Genomic DNA, 20228 nt, shown 5'->3' with positions numbered 1-20228 from the left:
CAAATGTATTTCTGTCGCCATAGCAGTAAGTCATCGGCCAGAGCATGAATTGCGGCCCAATAAGCAGTGGAATCTTCCTTTTGTTTGATCCTGCATGTGTTCCCTGTGCACGGGGTCTTGTGCTTCGCACCATAAAGAAGTTAACCTAACATTCTGCATTCAAGATCATTGGGATTGCAGGTAGGCAGCAAGCGAACAACGCTTCAATCATCATAAATGAAGGGTATAACTGGCAGCTGATAGGGGGTGAATCATGTGGCAAGTAGTGAATCGTCTGTTAAGTGAATATTTCGGGCCCGCTGAAATCCGAGAAAGAACCGAACTGCCCGGCGGGGATATTCATGATGCCTGGCGTCTCAGCTATGGTGATACTGAAGTTTTCGTCAAATGTGATGCCCGTGAAATGCTGCCCATATTTACCGCCGAGGCAGACCAACTTTCTCTATTAACCCGCAGCAAAACCGTCCAAGTGCCTGAAGTTTATGGTGTGGGTAGTGATCGTGAATACAGCTTCCTGCTACTTGAATATATCCCGCTTAAACCCTTAGATGCTCATAACGCTTATTGTCTGGGTCAACAATTAGCGCATTTACATCAATGGAGTGAACAACTGCAATTTGGGCTGGATTTTGATAATGATTTGTCCACCACACCACAACCCAATAGCTGGCAACGGCGCTGGGCGCAGTTTTTCGCTGAACAGCGCATTGGTTGGCAATTACAATTGGCGGCAGAGAAAGGCATGTCGTTTGGTGATATCGAGCATATCACTCATCTGATTCAAGAACGCTTACAGGGCCACCAGCCGCAACCTTCCCTGCTACATGGCGATTTATGGCCGGCAAACTGTGCTTCCAGTGCCAATGGGCCGGTTATTTTTGATCCCGCCTGTTATTGGGGTGACCGCGAGTGTGACCTTGCCATGTTGCCGCTCTACCCAGAACTTCCGGCACAGATTTATGATGGTTATCAGAGTATCTGGCCACTTCCGGCTGACTTTATTGAGCGCCAACCTATTTATCAACTTTATTACTTATTGAACCGCAGTAATCTGTTTGGTGGGCAACACTGGATTAATGCTCAGATTGCGGTTGAAAAACTGCTGTATCCAGAAAGATTTTAATGCAGCGCTAATCCCCCCTAAAGTAAAGGATTAGACTTTTTTTGTTCGGGGGGATAGAAAAAAGGCCCATATTATGGACCTTTTCATTATGATCTGATTAATCAGACTTAACAGTGTTGTCCGGTATGGTTGCTACCCTTCAGCCATCACTCCTAACAGCTTGATGACAAAATAGAACGCCACACCTATTACTAATGGCAGAATATATAAGGTGAAAAACTGCAAAAAGATGGTGTGATGCGGTAATACAATTTTCTCTTCCAACTGTTCGCGGCTACGCCCTTCACTGCCCTTGGCCTGCTCTAAAATCATTTGGTCTTCAATACCTTCGCGAATGTGACGGACTTGTCGTGACATCCGCGCACCGGAGGCTTGTAATGACAAACCAACGAAAATCAGCATATAAATGATAAAGAACATCATATTCGATGCTGAAAAACCCTGTTCGAAATTCGGCACCGGTGAGTTGTACCAGAAGATATCCAGAAAAGTCGTGTTAAAGCGGATCATATCGGTCATGACGCGGATAAAATCCAGCATTACCGCATTAACCCCAGTGCTTTTTTGACTATATTGATAGGCAAAATTGATAATTGAAATCAATGTTGACAGCAGTGCTGGAATAAAAACGAGCCACCCGGCTATCCGTTTGATGACAGCGACACGCCCAGCCTGTTGATAGGTCATGACTTCTCCTTGTAAATACCACAACTTATGTAGCCTTAGTTTACCCGCTACATCCCGGTCTTGTGCAGAATTTTGCTGAAGTTCTTACGATTAACACAAACTCAAGCCTAGCTCATCCAGCGCAATATCATTAAGTTAATAAATTACATCGTAAGAAAGACAAAGAATTGTGTTCCACCGGTTCAATCATTATGAACCAATGTTACAGTGTTAAATCCGTAGCTAGAGACCAAACAGGAGTAATAATAAATGGCGACCCCTCACACTATTAAGGCCGCAATTTTCGATATGGACGGCTTGCTGATTGATTCGGAGCCTTTATGGCTACAGGCTGAACTCGATATTTTCACTGAGTTGGGGCTGGATACCTCCTCAAGAGATTCATTGCCCGACACCCTCGGATTACGCATCGATTTAGTCGTGAAACTTTGGTTCCAGTCCATGCCATGGCAAGGGCCAAGTCAGGCAGAAGTTTGCAACCGTATTATTGCCAGAGCGATAGATTTGGTAGAAGAAACCAAGCCGGTATTACCCGGTGTGGGATATGCATTGGATCTTTGCCGTGCGCAAGGGCTGAAAATTGGCCTGGCATCCGCTTCTCCACTACATATGCAAAAACGCGTCCTGGCGATGTTAAACATTGAAAAATACTTCGACCGCCTGGTTTCCGCAGAATATCTGCCCCACAGCAAACCACATCCTGAAGTGTATTTGAATGCTGCGGCTGAACTGGGTGTTGACCCTCTGGAATGTGTCACGCTGGAAGATTCTGTCAATGGGATGATTGCCACTAAAGCAGCACGTATGCGCTCTATTGTCATTCCGTCGGAAGAATACCGCGCCGACCCCCGCTGGGCTCTGTCAGATATTCAGTTGAACTCATTAGAACAATTGCGAAAGGAACATATTTCGTAGCGGCAGGTTGATTATTATCTTGGCGATAAAGGGCGGTCAGAGTGAGTAACTCAACCGCCCGAATTCGTTTTACAGGAAATCATCCCGTTTAGGCGTAAAGGTGTCGATCAAAATACTATTATCTTCCAGTGATACCGCACCATGCATTTCGTTCTTAATCGCCCGATACGCATCTCCGGCTTTTAAAACGCGTTTTTGACCGTCGATTTCCACTTCGAAACTACCTGCCGCCACATAAGCAATCTGGTCATGAATATCATGCTTGTGCGCTACACCAATGGCACCTTTCTCAAAGTGAACACAGACCATCATCAGCTCATCGCTCCAGGTCATCACTTTACGTTTAATACCATTACCTAGCTCTTCCCAAGGCGTTTCATCATTAATAAAGAACATCTTCATTATTTCTCCTCACTATTATGCAGAATAGTCTGTAGCCCAGTCACAGTTTCACGCTGAATTCGGCTCATTCTACGGCCAAAATTCACAGTTCGATCATTATTAATCCAAAAATTATGACGCCCCTCAAAAAATAATAAAACATCATTTCATTTTAATTGAATTAACTTCCCGCAAATACTATCATCACCGCATCAAAAGAAACACCGGTCCGAACCGAAAGAGAGGCACCGACATGCAAATTCGTCAAAGCATTCATAGCGACCACGCCAGACAACTCGATACCGCCGGCCTGCGTCGTGAATTTTTGATTGAGAATATTTTTGTCGCCGATGAATACACCATGACCTATAGCCATATCGACCGCATCATTGTGGGTGGTATTTTGCCGGTCGAGAAAACGGTCAGCATTGGTGATGAAGTGGGTAAGCAACTGGGTGTCAGTTACTTTTTGGAACGCCGTGAGCTGGGCGTGATCAATATTGGTGGACCTGGTCTTATCTCAGTTGATGGACAGGTTTATGAAATTGGTAACGAAGAAGCCTTGTATGTGGGTAAAGGTGCAAGGGATGTGATCTTCAGTAGCCTTGAGAGTCAAAAACCGGCCAAGTTCTATTACAACAGCGCCCCAGCACATACTTCTTATCCCAATAAGAAAATCACGCTGGCAGAGGCCACACCACAAACATTGGGTGATGACGCGACAAGTAATCGCCGCACTATCAATAAATACATCGTGCCCGATGTGTTGCCAACCTGCCAACTGACTATGGGGTTAACCAAACTGGCCCCCGGCAATCTCTGGAACACCATGCCCTGCCATACCCATGACCGCCGCATGGAAGTGTATTTCTACTTTGATATGGACGAAGAAACGGCCGTCTTCCATATGATGGGCCAGCCACAAGAAACCCGCCATTTGCTCGTTCACAACGAACAAGCGGTGATTTCACCCAGCTGGTCTATTCATTCTGGCGTGGGTACCAAGCGTTATACATTCATCTGGGGCATGGTCGGTGAAAACCAAGTCTTCGGTGATATGGACCACATAGCCGTTAGTGAACTGCGCTAAATGTTTACGAATAGTGTTAAGCGTCACCAACTGAATCCGTCCTTTGGGCGTTTTCTTCCCCAATATTGAAATCGCGGCAATCGTTGACCGCCTTGAGAGAGATGTTAGCTATGATCTTAGATTCCTTTGAGTTAAAGGGTAAAATTGCTCTGGTTACCGGCTGTGACACAGGTTTGGGCCAAGGTATGGCGATTGGTTTAGCCGAAGCAGGTTGCGATATCGTTGGTGTGAATATTGTTGAGCCAAAAGATACCATTGAGAAAGTGACCGCATTAGGCCGCCGCTTCTTAAGTTTGACAGCTGATCTGAGCAAGATTGATGGCATCCCTGCCCTGTTAGAACGCGCCATCGCTGAATTTGGCCAAATTGATATTCTGGTCAATAACGCCGGGATAATCCGTCGCGAAGATGCGATCAACTTCAGCGAGAAGGACTGGGACGATGTGATGAATGTGAACATCAAAACGGTGTTCTTTATGTCTCAAGCGGTTGCTAAGCAATTTATCAAACAAGGTACTGGCGGCAAAATCATCAACGTTGCTTCCATGCTGTCTTACCAAGGCGGTATCCGCGTTCCGTCTTATACTGCATCGAAAAGTGCAGTGATGGGTGTGACCCGTCTGTTAGCCAACGAATGGGCTAAACACGGCATCAATGTGAATGCGGTAGCACCTGGTTACATGGCAACCAACAACACCCAACAGTTGCGTAAAGATGAAGAACGCAGCAAAGAGATCCTTGACCGTATCCCGGCGGGTCGTTGGGGCTTACCTGATGACCTGAAAGGCCCAGTCGTGTTCCTGGCCTCTAAAGCATCAGACTATATCAGTGGTTACACTATCGCTGTAGATGGCGGTTGGTTAGCTCGCTAAACCCAGAAATATCACCAATTTGAGTTAAGGATTATTTACTGCGGTTATTCGCAATATTCCAGCTCAAAATTCCATTCGGGCACAACTTCTGTTGTGCCTTTTTTTATTGGTTATTTATCAATTGGTTAACAAAGCAAACCAGCTAAAAAAACCGTCAAAAAGTGCAAAAATAAAAAATTCAAAACAACGTTCCGACTCTGATCACACTTTTGTCATTCGCCCAATGACTCGCCAGTAAATACAAATATAATAGATTGAAACGGTGTTTCTATTTATAAGGAACCTAAAACCGGTTCCGACCAGATATTTCTATGATGGGGTTATGGTGATGAATTTTGTCGGTAACATTAAAGACAGTGACGCAGTGATGATTAACTGGCTCAGCGCTATCCGTAGCTATGTTGAATTAGTCCAGTCTGTTAGCCATAGTCATCAAAACCCGACCCCACTAATGGCCGATGGCTTTGATGTTTTGACTCACCAACCTGTGACCTGGAAATTCCCAGATGGCCGTGATATTCCGATATCTAACTTCGCCAGTCAACAAAACTGGCTACGGACGTTGGATGCTCTCAGCCTGGTCACACAAGACCCGCAATATCATCAACAAGCGCGGGTACAAAGCCGCTATTTCATGCAAAAAGGTGTTCATGAGCAGAGCGGGCTGTTTTATTGGGGTGGTCACCGCTTCCTGAATTTGGACACTTTACAAACTGAAGGCCCAGAATCAAAGGCGCAAGTGCATGAACTTAAACATCACCTGCCCTATTACGACTTATTGCTCAGTGTTGATCGTGAGAAAACGCTTAATTTCCTACAAGGTTTTTGGCACGCCCATGTCGAAGATTGGCAAACACTGGACCTAGGCCGTCATGGTAGCTATGACAAGCAACGCGACCCCCATGTTTTCACCCATGTGCGCAATGACGTGGTTAAACCAGAAGCATTGCCACAATTACCGGAGACTAAAGGCCTGACCTTTGTGAATGCCGGTACCGACCTCATTTACGCAGCTTATAAATATGCGGCGTATACGGGTGACATCGCAGCTGCTGCTTGGGGAAAACATCTATACCGTCAATACGTCTTAGCCCGTAATCCTGAAACAGGATTACCGGTTTATCAGTTCAGTTCGCCGCAACAACGTCGGCCAATACCGGCAGATGATAATCAGACCCAATCCTGGTATGGCGATCGAGCCAAACGCCAATTTGGCCCTGAATTTGGTGAAATTGCCCGTGAAGCCAATGTCTTGTTCCGTGATATGCGGCCATTGCTGATTGATAACCCATTGGCAATGTTGGATATCTTGCGCCAGCAACCTGATGCGGAAGTTCTGCAATGGGTTATTGATGGGTTAAAGAATTATTATCGTTTCGCTTATGATGTTGAGAGCAATACATTGCGCCCGTTATGGAACGATGGACAGGATATGAGCGGTTATGTCTTACAACGCGATGGTTATTATGGCGCAAAAGGCCAGGTTATTTCGTCATTCCCATTAGAGGTCGATTATCTGCTCCCGCTGGTTCGTGCCTGGCGAATCAGTGAAGACGAAGAATTATTCGATCTGATTGGGGTTTTGTTGCACCGCTGGCAGTTGGCTGAATTAAACAAACAAGAACGCCGCGCAGTGCTAATCAATGACAAAAAAACAGTGATTTCCCCGTCTTTACTACTGGCCTTAGTTGAACTGGCCGAGCATTGCCAATGCAAACAATTATTTGAATTAGCTTGGCAAATTGGGAATGACCTATTTAACCAGCATTATCATCGCGGCTTGTTTGTCGAATCAGCACAGCACCGTTATTTTCGTATCGACAATCCGATTGCATTAGCAATATTGACCTTGATTGCTGCCAAACAAAATAAATTGGCAGCCGTTCCTCAATTTATTACCAATGGTGGTTACATCCATGGAGATTATCAGGTGAACGGAGAAAGCCGCACTCTGTATGACATCGATTTTATTTATCCGACACTTTTGAATCAGTAGTTTTATTTATCTTTCATGTTATTAAAAATAGGTAAGCATTATGAATGAAAACAGAATGCTGGGGTTAGCCTATATATCACCTTATATAATAGGGTTGATAATATTCACGGCTTTCCCCTTTGTATCATCTTTCTTTCTCAGTTTTACTGAGTATGACTTAATGAACCCTCCCGTTTACAACGGGATCGAGAATTACCGTCATATGTTCCTTGAAGATGATTTATTTTGGAAATCCATGGCAGTGACTTTCGCTTATGTATTTCTGACTATTCCATTAAAACTGGCATTTGCTCTGGGGATTGCTTTTGTACTGAACTTTAAATTACGCGGTATTGGATTCTTCCGTACCGCATTCTATATTCCTTCAATTCTCGGCAGTAGCGTAGCTATTGCGGTGTTATGGCGTGCTCTATTTGCCATTGATGGTTTGTTAAATGGTTTTATCGGGGTATTTGGGTTTGACCCTGTCAACTGGCTGGGAGAGCCGGCGCTGGCACTGACTTCAGTAACATTACTGCGTGTTTGGCAGTTCGGTTCTGCCATGGTTATTTTCCTCGCCGCATTGCAGAACGTACCGCAGTCACAATATGAAGCTGCCATGATAGATGGTGCCTCAAAATGGCAAATGTTCATGAAAGTTACCGTGCCACTGATTACGCCGGTTATTTTCTTCAACTTTATTATGCAAACCACACAGGCATTCCAAGAATTTACCGCGCCTTATGTCATCACCGGTGGTGGGCCAACCCATTACACTTATTTATTCTCGCTATATATATATGATACCGCGTTTAAATACTTTGATATGGGATACGGTGCTGCGCTGGCTTGGGTATTATTCCTAGTCGTCGCCCTCTTTGCCTCAATTGCATTTAAATCTTCCAAATATTGGGTCTTCTACTCCGCCGATAAAGGAGGAAAAAATGACTGACGTACACGAAAACTCCAACCAGAAGAAATTAGATCTGGCGCAGGATATCGCTGATGCAGAAATTAGCCGGACATTACGCAAAGCTAAAGTCAGTGCTGCTATCCGCTATATTGTTTTGATTATTGTCGGACTGATGATGCTTTACCCATTGCTGTGGATGTTTTCCGCCGCCTTTAAACCTAATAATGAAATCTTCACCACTTTAGGATTATGGCCAGAACACCCAACGAGCGATGGTTTTGTTAACGGTTGGAAAACCGGTACAGAATATAATTTCGGTCATTACATGCTTAACACTTTTAAGTTTGTTATCCCGAAAGTCATTCTGACGATTATTTCCTCCACTATCGTGGCGTATGGTTTCGCACGCTTTGAGATCCCATGGAAGAAATTCTGGTTCGCAACATTAATCACCACCATGTTGCTGCCAAGTACTGTGTTATTGATTCCTCAATACATCATGTTCCGTGAAATGGGCATGCTGAATAGCTATATGCCGCTGTATCTGCCATTAGCGTTCGCAACACAAGGGTTCTTTGTCTTTATGTTGATCCAATTCCTGCGCGGTGTTCCTCGCGACATGGAAGAAGCCGCACAAATTGACGGATGTAACTCATTCCAAGTGTTGTGGTACGTGGTTGTGCCAATCTTGAAGCCAGCCATTATTTCCGTGGCATTGTTCCAGTTCATGTGGTCAATGAACGACTTTATCGGCCCACTGATTTACGTCTACAGCGTAGACAAGTACCCGATAGCGCTGGCTCTTAAGATGTCAATTGACGTGACCGAAGGCGCACCTTGGAACGAAATTCTGGCAATGGCGAGCATCTCCATTCTGCCGTCCATCATTGTTTTCTTCCTGGCTCAACGCTACTTCGTGCAAGGCGTAACCAGCAGCGGAATTAAAGGTTAATAGAGGATTTATCATGGCTGAAGTCATTTTTAATAAGTTAGGCAAAGTTTACTCCAACGGTTTCCGCGCGGTTCATGGCATTGATCTGAAAATCCATGATGGCGAATTTATGGTGATTGTTGGCCCATCTGGCTGTGCTAAATCCACGACCCTGCGTATGTTGGCCGGGCTGGAAACCATCAGTGATGGTGAAGTTCGAATTGGTGATCGGGTGGTCAATAATCTGGCCCCGAAATCACGTGGTATTGCCATGGTGTTCCAGAACTATGCGCTGTATCCGCACATGACTGTAAAAGAGAACCTGGCGTTTGGCCTTAAATTAAGCAAACTGCCAAAAGACCAGATTGAAACACAAGTTGCTGAAGCTGCAAAGATTTTAGAGTTAGAAGACTTGCTTGACCGCTTGCCGCGTCAGCTATCTGGTGGTCAAGCACAGCGTGTGGCTGTTGGTCGTGCCATTGTTAAAAAGCCCGACGTATTCTTGTTCGATGAACCCTTATCAAACTTGGATGCCAAACTGCGCGCCTCTATGCGTATTCGTATCTCTGACTTACATAAGCAATTGAAAAAAAGCGGTAAAGCAGCAACCACAGTTTATGTAACCCACGATCAGACCGAAGCAATGACCATGGGTGACCGAATCTGTGTGATGAAACTGGGCCACATTATGCAAGTGGATACTCCAGATAATCTCTATCACTACCCTACCAATATGTTTGTTGCTGGTTTTATTGGCGCGCCGGAAATGAATATCAAACCGAGCACGCTGGTAGAAAAAGACGGGGAAATTGGCCTGACCGTGGGTCAATACACCTTAGTATTAAATGCAAGACAACAAGCCAAAGTTGCCGCCCACGCCGGGGAAAAAGTGTTCTTTGGCGTTCGTCCTGAATTCGTCAGCATGTCTATGAATCCATTTACTGAAAATCACTCTCAAGGTGAATTGGTACGAGTGGAAAACATGGGTCACGAATTCTTTATGTATATCAAAGTTGATGATTTTGAGCTGACTTGCCGTCTGCCATCTGACGAAGCGCGCCCTATTATCGAAAATGGTCTACATCGCACAGTGTACTTCCAGTTTGATATGGATAAATGCCATATCTTTGATGCAAAAACAGAAAAAAATATCTCTCTTTAACAGGAGCAGTACCCAATGAAAAAAGCGATCCTACACACGCTAATAGCATCCACTCTGGCACTATTATCACATCAAGCCTTTGCAGCACAGGACGAAGTTAATTTACGCATGTCATGGTGGGGTGGTAATGGCCGTCATCAGGTGACATTAAAAGCATTAGAAGAATTCCACAAACAACATCCGAATATTAATGTTAAAGCAGAATATACCGGCTGGGATGGTCATTTATCTCGTCTGACGACACAAATTGCCGGTGGTACTGAACCTGACGTTATGCAAACTAACTGGAACTGGTTACCTATTTTCTCTAAAGACGGCACCGGATTCTATAATTTGTTTAGTGTTAAGGAACAATTAGATTTATCACAATTCGATCCTAAAGAACTGAAACAAACTACCGTTAATGGCAAGTTGAATGGCATTCCAATTTCAGTGACTGCACGTATCTTCTATTTCAATGATGCGACCTGGGCTAAAGCTGGCGTAGAATATCCTAAAACTTGGGATGAATTGCTTGCTGCAGGTAAAGTATTTAAAGAAAAACTGGGTGACCAATATTATCCAGTAGTATTAGAGCATCAAGATACTTTAGCGTTAATCCGCTCTTATATGACACAAAAATACAACATTCCAACCATTGATGAAGCTAATAAGAAATTTGCCTACACGCCAGAACAGTGGGTCGAATTCTTTACCATGTATAAAACCATGGTCGATAATCATGTTATGCCATCTACCAAATACTATGCTTCATTCGGCAAGAGTAATATGTATGAAATGAAGCCGTGGATTAATGGTGAATGGGCAGGTACTTATATGTGGAACTCCACTATAACTAAGTATTCTGATAACTTGACCAAACCCGCTAAACTGGTGCTTGGTCCATATCCGATGCTGCCAGGAGCAAAAGATGCTGGCTTATTCTTTAAACCAGCGCAGATGCTTTCCATTGGTAAATCAACTAAGTATCCACAAGAAAGTGCTATGTTAATCAACTTCTTGTTGAACAGCCCAGAAGGGATTGAAGCATTAGGTCTGGAGCGTGGCGTACCATTAAGTGCAGCGGCGGTGGCTCAACTACGCGAAACCGGCGTAATTAAAGATGAAGATCCTTCTGTTGCTGGTTTAAGTATGGCATTGGAGTTGCCACACAAAATGACAACTTCACCATACTTTGATGACCCGCAGATTGTTTCACTATTCGGTGATGCCATCCAATATATAGATTATGGTCAGAAGACTGTACAAGAAACTGCAGAATACTTTAACAAACAAGGTGACCGTATTCTCAAACGTGCCATGCGTTAATAAACCAATTTAACTTAAGTCCCTATTAAACCCTGCCATTAATTTGGCGGGGTTATTTCGTTTTAAAAAAAGTAATAGTCAATTAGATCGACATCACAATTTAATATCTGTTTAAAAAATTAATCACTAACACAGACTTGGATCACAAAAATAATTATTAATATAAATAGAATATGCATTCACAATAAATGAAACATTGTTTCTTTGTTCGTGAAATTGATTTTTAGTCGTATGTTGATCTTTATAGAATTGTTAATTGATTTTGATTTAAATAACCATAACTCTGGGATTATATAAAAATGAAATTTAAATTACTAACTCTGGCAGTGGCATCTGTAATCAGCTTTAGTTCTGTTGCAACAACAATTGACTACCGGCACGAAATGAAAGACACCAGTAAATCTGACCATAAAGATCGTTTGCTATTTTCCAACCGCTTTGCCAATGGCTTTGGCTTGTCTTTAGAAGGGAAATGGGGCCAGCACAGTTCTGACACCACTCCGAATAAACCATTCAATGAACAAGTGAGTAACGGCACCGAAGTCGTTGCCAGCTATGTTTACAAAATCAACAAAACTTTCCAAGTTGAACCAGGATTCTCATTAGATTCAACCTCTGACTCCAATAATTACCGTCCATATGTTCGCGGTAAAGTGGCTTTCACTGATGATTTTTCAACATCCCTACGTTACCGCCCATATTACAAACGTAACCAACCTGCTCAGACTAAAAAAACCGAGAAAGGCCATGAGTTCACCATGCTGTTTGCTTATAATTTCTTGAAAGACTATTCAGCTGAATATGAATTGAACTACAAGAAATCTGAAGACGAAATTCTGGCAAATAAAGAAAAATACGAATGGGCACATGATGTAAAAATCGCCTACAAATGGGATAAAAGCTGGAAACCCTACGTGGCTATCGGTAACGTCCCTGGTAGTAAAGCAACCGACGAACGCCAAACTCGTTACCGCGTAGGTGTGCAGTACAGCTTCTAATTTTGACCGGATAAATAGACCTGTCGATATTAATAAACCTGTAGTTGTTAATAGATCTGTAGTTATTAGTACCCTCATCATTATTTGTTAATTATGCCCTACCGTATGACTTTGGGGAAAAGCTGACTCCCAGTTGCTTTTCCCCTTTTTTAAGCCCCCCCTAGTGTGAGCCATGGCCGTTCCAAAGTTGCCCCTGTCTGACGCCGCTATTTCAGCCCAACACCCGATATTTCCATTACAAAACCTCAGGTTAAATGACATTTCCTTAATCCACGAAAAATGAGACATTTAGTTACAGCGTAACGGCTATTCATGCCATTAAAAATCTCATATACTGGATAAATCAACAGCTACAGATTCGGAATTCAAGTATGACAGGGGAAGGACACCTTATTTTTTCTGTCGCCTGCGTTATTTTTGCCAAGAAAGTCGGCCTCACCCCTGAACTGGCACATGGCGATTGGTGGCATATTATCCCTGGCGCCCTGCTAACTTCCCTGCTGCCAGATATTGATCACCCCAAATCAATCCTTGGTCAGCGACTAAAGTGGATATCAACGCCTATTGCTCGTGCATTTGGTCATCGCGGGTTTACTCATAGCCTGTTGGCGGTATTCGGCGGTATTGCGCTTTTTCAAATGGATATTTCTCGTGACTGGATTATCCCCGCGGATGCATTTCACGCGATGATTATTGGCTATTTTAGCCATCTATTGGCCGATATGATTACGCCTGCCGGAGTACCGCTTTTATGGCCATGCCGTTGGCGTTTTTCTGTTCCAATATTACGCCCACAAAAAGGTAATCAATTAGAGCGCGTATTATGTGTCCTATTAGTTTGTTTTTCCGTCTATTGGCAAACTGACACCACTATTCCGCTACAATCCTATATGGAGCAATTGAAGAATTTTAGATTATGATCACATTTTAGTGTGTAAATAACGGCCAATTTGTATGAATTACATACAAATAAGGTAAAAAAATTATATAAAATTCTTTTTGAGTATAAGTGAGCTTCCTAAGTAACTGCTAACATACGCGACTAATTTGCGCAGTTGCCTGTGCGTGGCTCTATTCTAGATAAAAATAGACATAGAATATGTGGCCAGTATTTAAAATAATAATTTGGAGATTTGGGGATGAACCTACCGCTTGTGATTAACGTGCTGTTATTTGTGGCACTGCTATTACTGTTGGCACAAACCCGGCATAAACAATGGAGTCTGTCCAAGAAAGTCTTGGCCGGTCTGGGGCTGGGTGTGCTATTTGGTCTGGGGCTACAATGGGTCTATGGCTCAGATAATCCGCTACTGAAAGAGTCGATCACTTGGTTTAATATCGTCGGTAATGGCTATGTGCAATTGCTGCAGATGATTGTTATGCCGCTGGTATTCGCCTCAATTTTAAGTGCGGTTGCCAAACTTCACAATGCCTCTTCTTTGGGTAAAATCAGTGTATTGACTATTGGCACATTGCTATTCACCACATTAATCGCAGCTCTGGTGGGTGTGTTGGTCACTAATCTGTTTGGCTTAACGGCCGATGGTCTGGTGCAAGGTACACAAGAATCAGCGCGTTTGAGTGCTATCGAAAGCAATTATCTTAGTAAAGTGACTGACCTGACAGTCCCTCAGCTGATTCTGTCCTTTATCCCGAAAAATCCATTTGCCGATTTAACCGGTGCTAGCCCAACCTCAATCATCAGTGTGGTTATCTTTGCCACTTTCCTGGGAATAGCTTCCCTGCAATTACTGAAAGATGATGTAGAAAAAGGCCAACGCGTGTTAGTGGCTATCGACACCCTGCAAGCTTGGGTGATGAAGCTGGTGCGTCTGGTGATGAAACTGACCCCTTACGGCGTACTGGCCTTGATGACCAAAGTGGTTGCCGGTTCTAATATCCAAGACATTATCAAGCTGGGCAGTTTTGTTGTTGCCTCTTACCTCGGCTTGGCCATTATGTTTGTGGTACATGGCGTGCTGCTGTCTTTCACTGGCATTAACCCGCTGAAATTCTTCCGCAAAGTTTGGCCTGTGCTGACGTTTGCATTTACCAGCCGCTCCAGTGCTGCCAGTATCCCGTTGAATGTGGAAGCACAAACTCGCCGCTTGGGTGTGCCAGAATCTATCGCCAGTTTCTCCGCGTCTTTTGGGGCGACTATCGGCCAGAATGGCTGTGCTGGTTTGTATCCTGCAATGTTGGCCGTGATGGTTGCGCCAACCGTGGGTATTAACCCACTGGACCCCATCTGGATTGCCACACTGGTCGGCATTGTCACCATCAGCTCTGCCGGTGTTGCCGGTGTTGGCGGTGGCGCGACTTTCGCGGCGCTAATCGTATTACCTGCGTTGGGCTTGCCCGTCACTTTGGTTGCTTTGCTCATCTCTGTTGAACCATTGATTGATATGGGCCGCACCGCCTTGAATGTCAGCGGCTCAATGACTGCCGGTACGATTACCAGCCAATTGATGAAACAAACAGATAAAGACATTCTTAACAGTGAAGATGATGGCGATTTAGCCCATCAATAAACATCGCTGATGAGTCCTCAAAAGCCAGTCATATCTGTGACTGGCTTTTTGTTTTTAAAAGACTGAGAACAACTAACCCCCTGCGGCCTCAAGGATTAAGGGGATCCCCAAAAGCATTGAAGTCGCAGGTAGGCAGCAAATGAACGAGTCCCGATGAGCCTACTCAAGTAAGTGATTCGGGTGAGTAAATGCAGCTAACACCCCTGCGGCATCAAGGATGAAGGGGACGATATTTTTCAACCAATGCCAATGCAATAGCTTCCGTTTCTACATCAGGTACACCACTAAAATCTTGCGCCCTGAAGTGCATTTGAAATGCTTCAATAACGTGTTTGGTCTCATCATCCAGCTCGCCACTTTGGGGGATTTGATAACCATAACGCGCTAATGCCTGCTGGATAATGGCGACAGATGCGAGATCCTTTTTATTTCGACCATCAATATACTTTGTAACCGTCGCATCATCAGGCCAAGCCCCTATGCCCTGTTCCGCTAAACGCTTCCATGGAAATAACGGCCCAGGATCTGACTTTCTTTGTGGTGCAATATCGCTATGGGCAACAACATCCGTTGGGTCAATATTATAACGCTCAACAATGTCCTTGGTTAGCCGCTCAATCAATTGAATCTGTGATTCGTTGTACGGATACCACTGCCGACCCAACATCTTCTCAGTAAAGCCCTTATTGACGATTTCAATGCCTATCGAGGTATCATTGAGGCTATTACGCCCATGCCAATAGCTAACACCGGCATGCCAAGCGCGCTCAGATTCAGGAACCAATTGTAAAACGATAGGTTTACCATCAAGGTTATCTGGATGTGTTTTGACCAAATAATGGGCGCTAACATTACCTTGTGTCAGTAATCTCAGTGATTCTGCATCATCTGTTGCGGTGTAGTGAAGAACCAAAAACCTCACTCGCGTATTTTGAGCAACAGAAGGGATACTGGTATCCACTTTATACTCACCACGATCAATCAATTTATGCGAGCCATCACGATGAGAGTTACTACAGCCCGCCAACAGCAGTAATAACCCGATGCTTAATAACTTCCTCATCTTTTTCTCCCTGTAATGATGCTTAAGCACGGTTATAGTGAACCCACTAAATTAAATGGCTCGTCAACAGTATGTGCAAATGATAAGTAATATCATCAGATAATACTTATATCTATAAATTAGTTGATGGTGATATTACCTATGATACTAATAAAAAACGGCTCCTGATGAGAGGAGCCGTTTGGAATATGGGAAGGAAGGAATAAATAGTTATAATTAACAGCTGACTTAAAATATCCAATAATTATACAGTATTTACCCTAAAAGAGATTTCCTCAGAAAGGATAATCGCGATAGCCCATTTGCTCAGAAATATTACGTGCAGCGCGATGCAAAGATTTCACAATATTACTCTTGCTATCTTCAGAGAATCGCAACGTCGGATATGAAATACTTAAACCCGCAATGACGACACCGAAACGGTCAAAAACCGGCACAGCAATGCAACGTAAACCTTCTTCTTGTTCTTCGATATCTTCACCGAAGCCTTGCTCACGAACCTGATCTAACACCGGCAACAGTTCCGCTGCACTGCCCAGCGTGTGTTTGGTGCTGCGGGTAAACTCGACATGAGACAAGATTTCTTCTACTTCGCCGCGATCACGCCACGCCAACAATACCTTACCAATGGCAGTACTGTGCAGCGGGTTACGACGGCCGATACGAGAATGCATCCGCAGGTTATACATAGAATCGATTTTATGGATATAAACGATGCTATCTTCATCCAAGGCACCCAAGTGAATAGTTTCACGAGTTTCATTGGATAATTCACGCATTTGTATATCAGCGCTACGGATCAAATCGACGTTTTGTAATGCTTTAGCGCCTAACTCAAATAACTTCAGAGTCAGGGAATACTTCTCTGATTCGCCTTCCTGTGCGACATATCCCAAAGATTTCATGGTCTGTAGGAAGCGGTACACGGTACTCTTAGGCATCATTACACGCTGAGAAAGCTCGGTAATACCTATTTCCCGCTCTTCACCCAAGGCTTGTAAGATGCCAAAAACTTTCAGAACCGACGAAACAGAGTCGGGCTGTTTATCTAAATCTGCAATAGCCATTTTTTGGTTACCCTACTCATTTTCTGTGTTTGATAAAACAATATGTTTTAAAAAAAATAGAACAGTGGTTTTATTATAAAGGGAAGTCGCGAGACTGTGCAATAAACCAATGTGAATAATAAGATATTAGCCTTGCAGACAGCAAACTAGCCCCTTTCCATGAAAGAGGCTAGTGTAAAACTCAACTATTTCCAGACCGATTCAGGCAATGTGGCTAAATATAATGCCGGTTTACCGTGAACATCCGAGGTAAATAGGATTTGCTTATCGTCCGGTGTAAAGGAAGGATGTGGATGTGTAACCTGACGGTCACCTTCAAATACTTTCCATGAAGTGTCGTGGCGAGCCACACGATGCTGAGTGCCATTCTTCAGATTGAAAACATACAGGAATGGATCATTTTCAATCTTATACCCGCTATCATCTTGCACATCTACCGGCGCATCAGAACCATCGCCCACCAGCAACGTGCCGTCATAGTTACTCATCAGATGCGAACACGCTGGCATTGAGGTCAATTGTCGGTTTTCCAGTGTTTCTGGATCTGCACTGTAGATAAAGCGATCTGGGCTACCTTTTAGATAGGAAACATACACCAGCGCTGAGCCATCTGGCACCCAGAATTCATGGGTACAACTTTCGCCTTCCGCATGGGTTTTCACCTTGCGCATATTGCTGCCATCTTCATTGATGAGCCACATCCGCGCATCAACCAGATCATGGGGGCCTTCATGGCAAAACGCCACAGTGTTGTCATCATAAGGGCGGTAAATTGGATGACCGAGCCATTGATTTTCTTGCAAAATCACCGCTGATTCACCTGTTTTAAGATCAACTCGCATCAAGCGGCAGCAAGGTTTAGTGAAGTAGAATTCGTGGAATTTCTTCCAGTCCGTCAAGGGCTGCCAATCTTCGCGTTTGATCTCGATGCCAACCAACTTGGTACAATCTGAATTTGCTACCCAAGTGCCGTAACCAACCCACTCTTCAGGTACCTGATAAACCACATTTTCTTCTAATGTGGCGAGGTCAACACGCATCAGATTGCGGCCATCTTTGACATAAAACAGCGCGTCATCATCCGGTGATAAGAAACCACCAAAGGTATTATCGCCACGCCCTTCTGTCAGCTGTGTTGCCACCTGAGTATTAAGATCCAGCAAGTAGTAGTTCCATGGGCCATCAAAAGCGCCACCAAACAACAACTTACTACCATCACGGGTGAAACATTTTTGATAGAAATAGTTACGGTGGCAAGTCACGTCAGGAGGCGTCAGCCGTGTCACTTGTGCACCGGTAGAGGCATCCTGATAAGTCTGAAATGTCAGGGGGATTTGTTTACCTTTAGCCATCCGGAAAGTCCTTAAAATCATCAGAGAATTAAAATTTACCCGCAGGAAAACCTGTTCGGTTAATACTACCTCAAATTATAGAAACGATGTTTCATTTTTACGTGATCGCGGTTCTATTTTTAATGATTTGCATAAATTACGGTTTTTATCAGGCGGTTAATCTGGCTTAAAAGGGAAGTTTCATTCGATTCTTTAGTCACGCGCGCCTATAACACTCATTGCCCAGCCGCAACATGGCCTTTTACAAATAACCCGGCCACAAGGATGCATTCAAGCACAATAGCCGTTAGCATAGAAAGATTCAGCTACCTCATTACTTTTACAGATAAAATCTATGAACCCATCTGCAACTGATGGAATGCCGGTTCCACAGCGCTATGCCGCAGTCTTTGTTATTGCTTTAGGTATTATGATCGCGGTGCTGGACGGCACTATCGCCAATGTCGCATTACCGACCATTGCCCGTGATCTCAATGCCAGCCCGGCCACTTCTATCTGGGTAGTGAATGCCTATCAGCTAGCCATTACCGTATCTTTACTTTCGATGGCCTCACTGGGCGATATCATTGGTTATCGACGGGTTTATCAGGCCGGTTTACTGGTATTCAGTGTGACATCCCTGTTCTGCGCCCTGTCCGACTCTTTGTGGACACTAACATTTGCTCGCGTACTGCAAGGGCTTGGGGCCGCCGCATTAATGAGTGTGAATACTGCTCTCATCCGAATTATTTATCCCAAAGCTCAGTTAGGCCGAGGTATCGGTATTAATGCCTTGATTGTGGCGGTTTCTGCGGCGGCGGGGCCAACCATTGCAGCCGCGGTGTTGTCAGTTGCCTCCTGGCAATGGCTATTTGCTATTAACGTGCCGATCGGCCTGGTCGCTTGGGGGCTGGGCATGAAGTTCTTACCTGCCAACAATATGAAAAGCAACGGCAACCGTTTCGATGTCACCAGCAGTATTATGAATGCGTTGACCTTTGGTTTACTGATAACTGCTATCAGTGGTTTTGCCCAAGAGCAAAGCCCGACACTGATTGCCGCCGAAGTGGTCGCCTTATTAGTCATCGGCTTTTTCTTTGTACGCCGCCAACTCAATCAGCCCTTCCCCTTGCTGCCCGTGGATTTACTGCGTATTCCTATTTTTGCCTTATCGATCGGCACATCAGTTTGCTCCTTTGCCGCACAAATGCTGGCCATGGTTTCACTGCCTTTCTTCCTACAAATTGTATTGGGCCGCGATGAAGTTGCCACCGGGCTGCTATTAACCCCATGGCCACTCGCCACCATGGTGGTTGCCCCAATAGCCGGGCGGTTGGTTGAACGCTACCATGCAGGATTACTCGGAGGGATTGGTCTGGCGGTGTTTGCCAGTGGGTTATTCTTGTTAGCCATATTGCCAGCCAACCCCACTGATGTAGATATTATCTGGCGTATGGTGCTGTGCGGTGCGGGTTTTGGTCTGTTTCAAGCGCCCAATAACCACACTCTTATCTCCGCAGCACCACAACATCGCAGTGGCGGGGCCAGTGGTATGTTGGGCACAGCGCGCCTGTTGGGGCAGACATCAGGGGCAGCATTAGTCGCTTTGATGTTTAATCTATTCTCAACCAATGGAACACATGCATCACTGATTCTGGCGGGCTGTTTCGCCAGCATCGCGGCACTAGTCAGCCTACTGCGGGTCAACCAAAAACGCAGTTAACTTTGGTGCTCAACAATAAAAACCCCGCTTGGCGCTGGTGAATCCCCAGAAAAAAGGACAGGCATAGAGAAAATATGATCTACTGATTGTGCAACCAATTCAGCGAGATCAACTCTATGCCTGCCCGTAAAGTATGCCAGAACTTTTTCCGGGGCGCT

At 44.5% G+C, this 20228-nt stretch carries 18 protein-coding genes; 13 read left to right on the top strand and 5 right to left on the bottom strand.

What is annotated here, in order from left to right:
- Positions 1-253 precede the first annotated feature (253 nt).
- Complete coding sequence (locus OVO64_RS02755) at positions 254-1123, top strand: fructosamine kinase family protein (protein ID WP_038632547.1); 870 nt, start codon at positions 254-256, stop codon at positions 1121-1123.
- Between the two features lie 132 nt (positions 1124-1255).
- Here OVO64_RS02755 and OVO64_RS02750 read toward each other — a convergent pair whose 3' ends face one another.
- Positions 1256-1810 (bottom strand): YniB family protein, encoded by a 555-nt coding sequence (locus tag OVO64_RS02750; RefSeq protein WP_038632545.1) that lies wholly within the window; start codon positions 1808-1810, stop codon positions 1256-1258.
- 249 nt (positions 1811-2059) lie between these two features.
- Between OVO64_RS02750 and hxpB the strand changes: the two genes are divergently transcribed.
- Positions 2060-2725 (top strand): hexitol phosphatase HxpB, encoded by a 666-nt coding sequence (gene hxpB, locus OVO64_RS02745; RefSeq protein ID WP_038632543.1) that lies wholly within the window; start codon positions 2060-2062, stop codon positions 2723-2725.
- 69 nt (positions 2726-2794) lie between these two features.
- Here the strand turns inward: hxpB and OVO64_RS02740 are convergent, their stop codons facing one another.
- Positions 2795-3127 (bottom strand): cupin domain-containing protein, encoded by a 333-nt coding sequence (locus tag OVO64_RS02740; RefSeq protein ID WP_038632541.1) that lies wholly within the window; start codon positions 3125-3127, stop codon positions 2795-2797.
- A gap of 232 nt (positions 3128-3359) precedes the next feature.
- Between OVO64_RS02740 and kduI the strand changes: the two genes are divergently transcribed.
- The 10 genes from kduI to OVO64_RS02690 all read left to right on the top strand — a co-directional run bounded on the left by kduI (position 3360) and on the right by OVO64_RS02690 (position 14886).
- Positions 3360-4196, top strand: coding sequence for a 5-dehydro-4-deoxy-D-glucuronate isomerase (gene kduI / locus OVO64_RS02735; RefSeq protein ID WP_038632538.1), 837 nt, complete (start codon positions 3360-3362; stop codon positions 4194-4196).
- 110 nt (positions 4197-4306) lie between these two features.
- A complete protein-coding gene (gene kduD, locus OVO64_RS02730; RefSeq protein WP_004393262.1) occupies positions 4307-5068 on the top strand; it encodes a 2-dehydro-3-deoxy-D-gluconate 5-dehydrogenase KduD in 762 nt (253 codons plus the stop codon).
- A 328-nt stretch (positions 5069-5396) separates the two neighbouring features.
- Positions 5397-7064, top strand: a complete 1668-nt coding sequence (locus tag OVO64_RS02725) for a pectate lyase (protein ID WP_038632536.1) — start codon at positions 5397-5399, stop codon at positions 7062-7064.
- Between the two features lie 40 nt (positions 7065-7104).
- Positions 7105-7995, top strand: a complete 891-nt coding sequence (locus OVO64_RS02720) for a carbohydrate ABC transporter permease (protein WP_038632534.1) — start codon at positions 7105-7107, stop codon at positions 7993-7995.
- Positions 7988-8908, top strand: a complete 921-nt coding sequence (locus OVO64_RS02715) for a carbohydrate ABC transporter permease (RefSeq protein WP_032821132.1) — start codon at positions 7988-7990, stop codon at positions 8906-8908. The genes OVO64_RS02720 and OVO64_RS02715 overlap by 8 nt, the downstream gene beginning before the upstream one ends.
- Before the next feature lie 13 nt (positions 8909-8921).
- The gene (locus OVO64_RS02710; RefSeq protein WP_038632531.1) at positions 8922-10049 is read left to right on the top strand and encodes an ABC transporter ATP-binding protein; all 1128 of its coding nucleotides are present in this window, start codon (positions 8922-8924) and stop codon (positions 10047-10049) included.
- A 15-nt stretch (positions 10050-10064) separates the two neighbouring features.
- Complete coding sequence (locus OVO64_RS02705; protein WP_038632530.1) at positions 10065-11357, top strand: ABC transporter substrate-binding protein; 1293 nt, start codon at positions 10065-10067, stop codon at positions 11355-11357.
- A gap of 299 nt (positions 11358-11656) precedes the next feature.
- Positions 11657-12355 (top strand): oligogalacturonate-specific porin KdgM family protein, encoded by a 699-nt coding sequence (locus OVO64_RS02700; protein WP_038632528.1) that lies wholly within the window; start codon positions 11657-11659, stop codon positions 12353-12355.
- A gap of 371 nt (positions 12356-12726) precedes the next feature.
- Positions 12727-13275 carry a metal-dependent hydrolase gene (locus tag OVO64_RS02695; protein ID WP_038632526.1) on the top strand — a complete coding sequence of 183 codons (549 nt, stop codon included), beginning with the start codon at positions 12727-12729 and terminating at the stop codon, positions 13273-13275.
- A gap of 219 nt (positions 13276-13494) precedes the next feature.
- Entirely contained in the window at positions 13495-14886 is a 1392-nt protein-coding gene (locus tag OVO64_RS02690) for an L-cystine transporter (RefSeq protein WP_038632525.1), read from the top strand.
- A gap of 211 nt (positions 14887-15097) precedes the next feature.
- Here OVO64_RS02690 and OVO64_RS02685 read toward each other — a convergent pair whose 3' ends face one another.
- From OVO64_RS02685 to ogl, 3 genes are all read right to left on the bottom strand, one after another.
- Positions 15098-15949: an N-acetylmuramoyl-L-alanine amidase gene (locus OVO64_RS02685; RefSeq protein WP_038632522.1), complete on the bottom strand. Its 852-nt coding sequence runs from the start codon at positions 15947-15949 to the stop codon at positions 15098-15100.
- A 275-nt stretch (positions 15950-16224) separates the two neighbouring features.
- Complete coding sequence (kdgR, locus tag OVO64_RS02680) at positions 16225-17016, bottom strand: DNA-binding transcriptional regulator KdgR (protein WP_038632520.1); 792 nt, start codon at positions 17014-17016, stop codon at positions 16225-16227.
- Between the two features lie 185 nt (positions 17017-17201).
- Positions 17202-18368 carry an oligogalacturonate lyase gene (gene ogl, locus OVO64_RS02675; RefSeq protein WP_038632518.1) on the bottom strand — a complete coding sequence of 389 codons (1167 nt, stop codon included), beginning with the start codon at positions 18366-18368 and terminating at the stop codon, positions 17202-17204.
- Between the two features lie 334 nt (positions 18369-18702).
- Here ogl and OVO64_RS02670 point away from each other — a divergent pair, with 334 nt between their 5' ends.
- The gene (locus OVO64_RS02670) at positions 18703-20070 is read left to right on the top strand and encodes an MFS transporter (protein WP_038632514.1); all 1368 of its coding nucleotides are present in this window, start codon (positions 18703-18705) and stop codon (positions 20068-20070) included.
- Positions 20071-20228 lie beyond the last annotated feature (158 nt).

This window comes from Yersinia sp. Marseille-Q5920 (genome assembly GCF_946902935.1).
Taxonomy (GTDB): Bacteria; Pseudomonadota; Gammaproteobacteria; order Enterobacterales; family Enterobacteriaceae; genus Yersinia; species Yersinia rochesterensis.
Note: the sequence above shows the minus strand (reverse complement) of the source record. Positions and strands in the feature narration are given on the sequence as shown.

Coding starts and splice junctions, on each gene's coding strand:
- OVO64_RS02715 (WP_032821132.1), top strand. CDS start 7,988: ATGACTGACGTACACGAAAACTCCAACCAGAAGAAATTAGATCTGGCG.
- OVO64_RS02720 (WP_038632534.1), top strand. CDS start 7,105: ATGAATGAAAACAGAATGCTGGGGTTAGCCTATATATCACCTTATATA.
- OVO64_RS02740 (WP_038632541.1), bottom strand. CDS start 3,127: ATGAAGATGTTCTTTATTAATGATGAAACGCCTTGGGAAGAGCTAGGT.
- OVO64_RS02700 (WP_038632528.1), top strand. CDS start 11,657: ATGAAATTTAAATTACTAACTCTGGCAGTGGCATCTGTAATCAGCTTT.
- OVO64_RS02695 (WP_038632526.1), top strand. CDS start 12,727: ATGACAGGGGAAGGACACCTTATTTTTTCTGTCGCCTGCGTTATTTTT.
- kduD (WP_004393262.1), top strand. CDS start 4,307: ATGATCTTAGATTCCTTTGAGTTAAAGGGTAAAATTGCTCTGGTTACC.
- kdgR (WP_038632520.1), bottom strand. CDS start 17,016: ATGGCTATTGCAGATTTAGATAAACAGCCCGACTCTGTTTCGTCGGTT.
- OVO64_RS02710 (WP_038632531.1), top strand. CDS start 8,922: ATGGCTGAAGTCATTTTTAATAAGTTAGGCAAAGTTTACTCCAACGGT.
- OVO64_RS02670 (WP_038632514.1), top strand. CDS start 18,703: ATGAACCCATCTGCAACTGATGGAATGCCGGTTCCACAGCGCTATGCC.
- OVO64_RS02690 (WP_038632525.1), top strand. CDS start 13,495: ATGAACCTACCGCTTGTGATTAACGTGCTGTTATTTGTGGCACTGCTA.
- hxpB (WP_038632543.1), top strand. CDS start 2,060: ATGGCGACCCCTCACACTATTAAGGCCGCAATTTTCGATATGGACGGC.
- kduI (WP_038632538.1), top strand. CDS start 3,360: ATGCAAATTCGTCAAAGCATTCATAGCGACCACGCCAGACAACTCGAT.
- OVO64_RS02755 (WP_038632547.1), top strand. CDS start 254: ATGTGGCAAGTAGTGAATCGTCTGTTAAGTGAATATTTCGGGCCCGCT.
- ogl (WP_038632518.1), bottom strand. CDS start 18,368: ATGGCTAAAGGTAAACAAATCCCCCTGACATTTCAGACTTATCAGGAT.
- OVO64_RS02705 (WP_038632530.1), top strand. CDS start 10,065: ATGAAAAAAGCGATCCTACACACGCTAATAGCATCCACTCTGGCACTA.
- OVO64_RS02725 (WP_038632536.1), top strand. CDS start 5,397: ATGAATTTTGTCGGTAACATTAAAGACAGTGACGCAGTGATGATTAAC.
- OVO64_RS02685 (WP_038632522.1), bottom strand. CDS start 15,949: ATGAGGAAGTTATTAAGCATCGGGTTATTACTGCTGTTGGCGGGCTGT.
- OVO64_RS02750 (WP_038632545.1), bottom strand. CDS start 1,810: ATGACCTATCAACAGGCTGGGCGTGTCGCTGTCATCAAACGGATAGCC.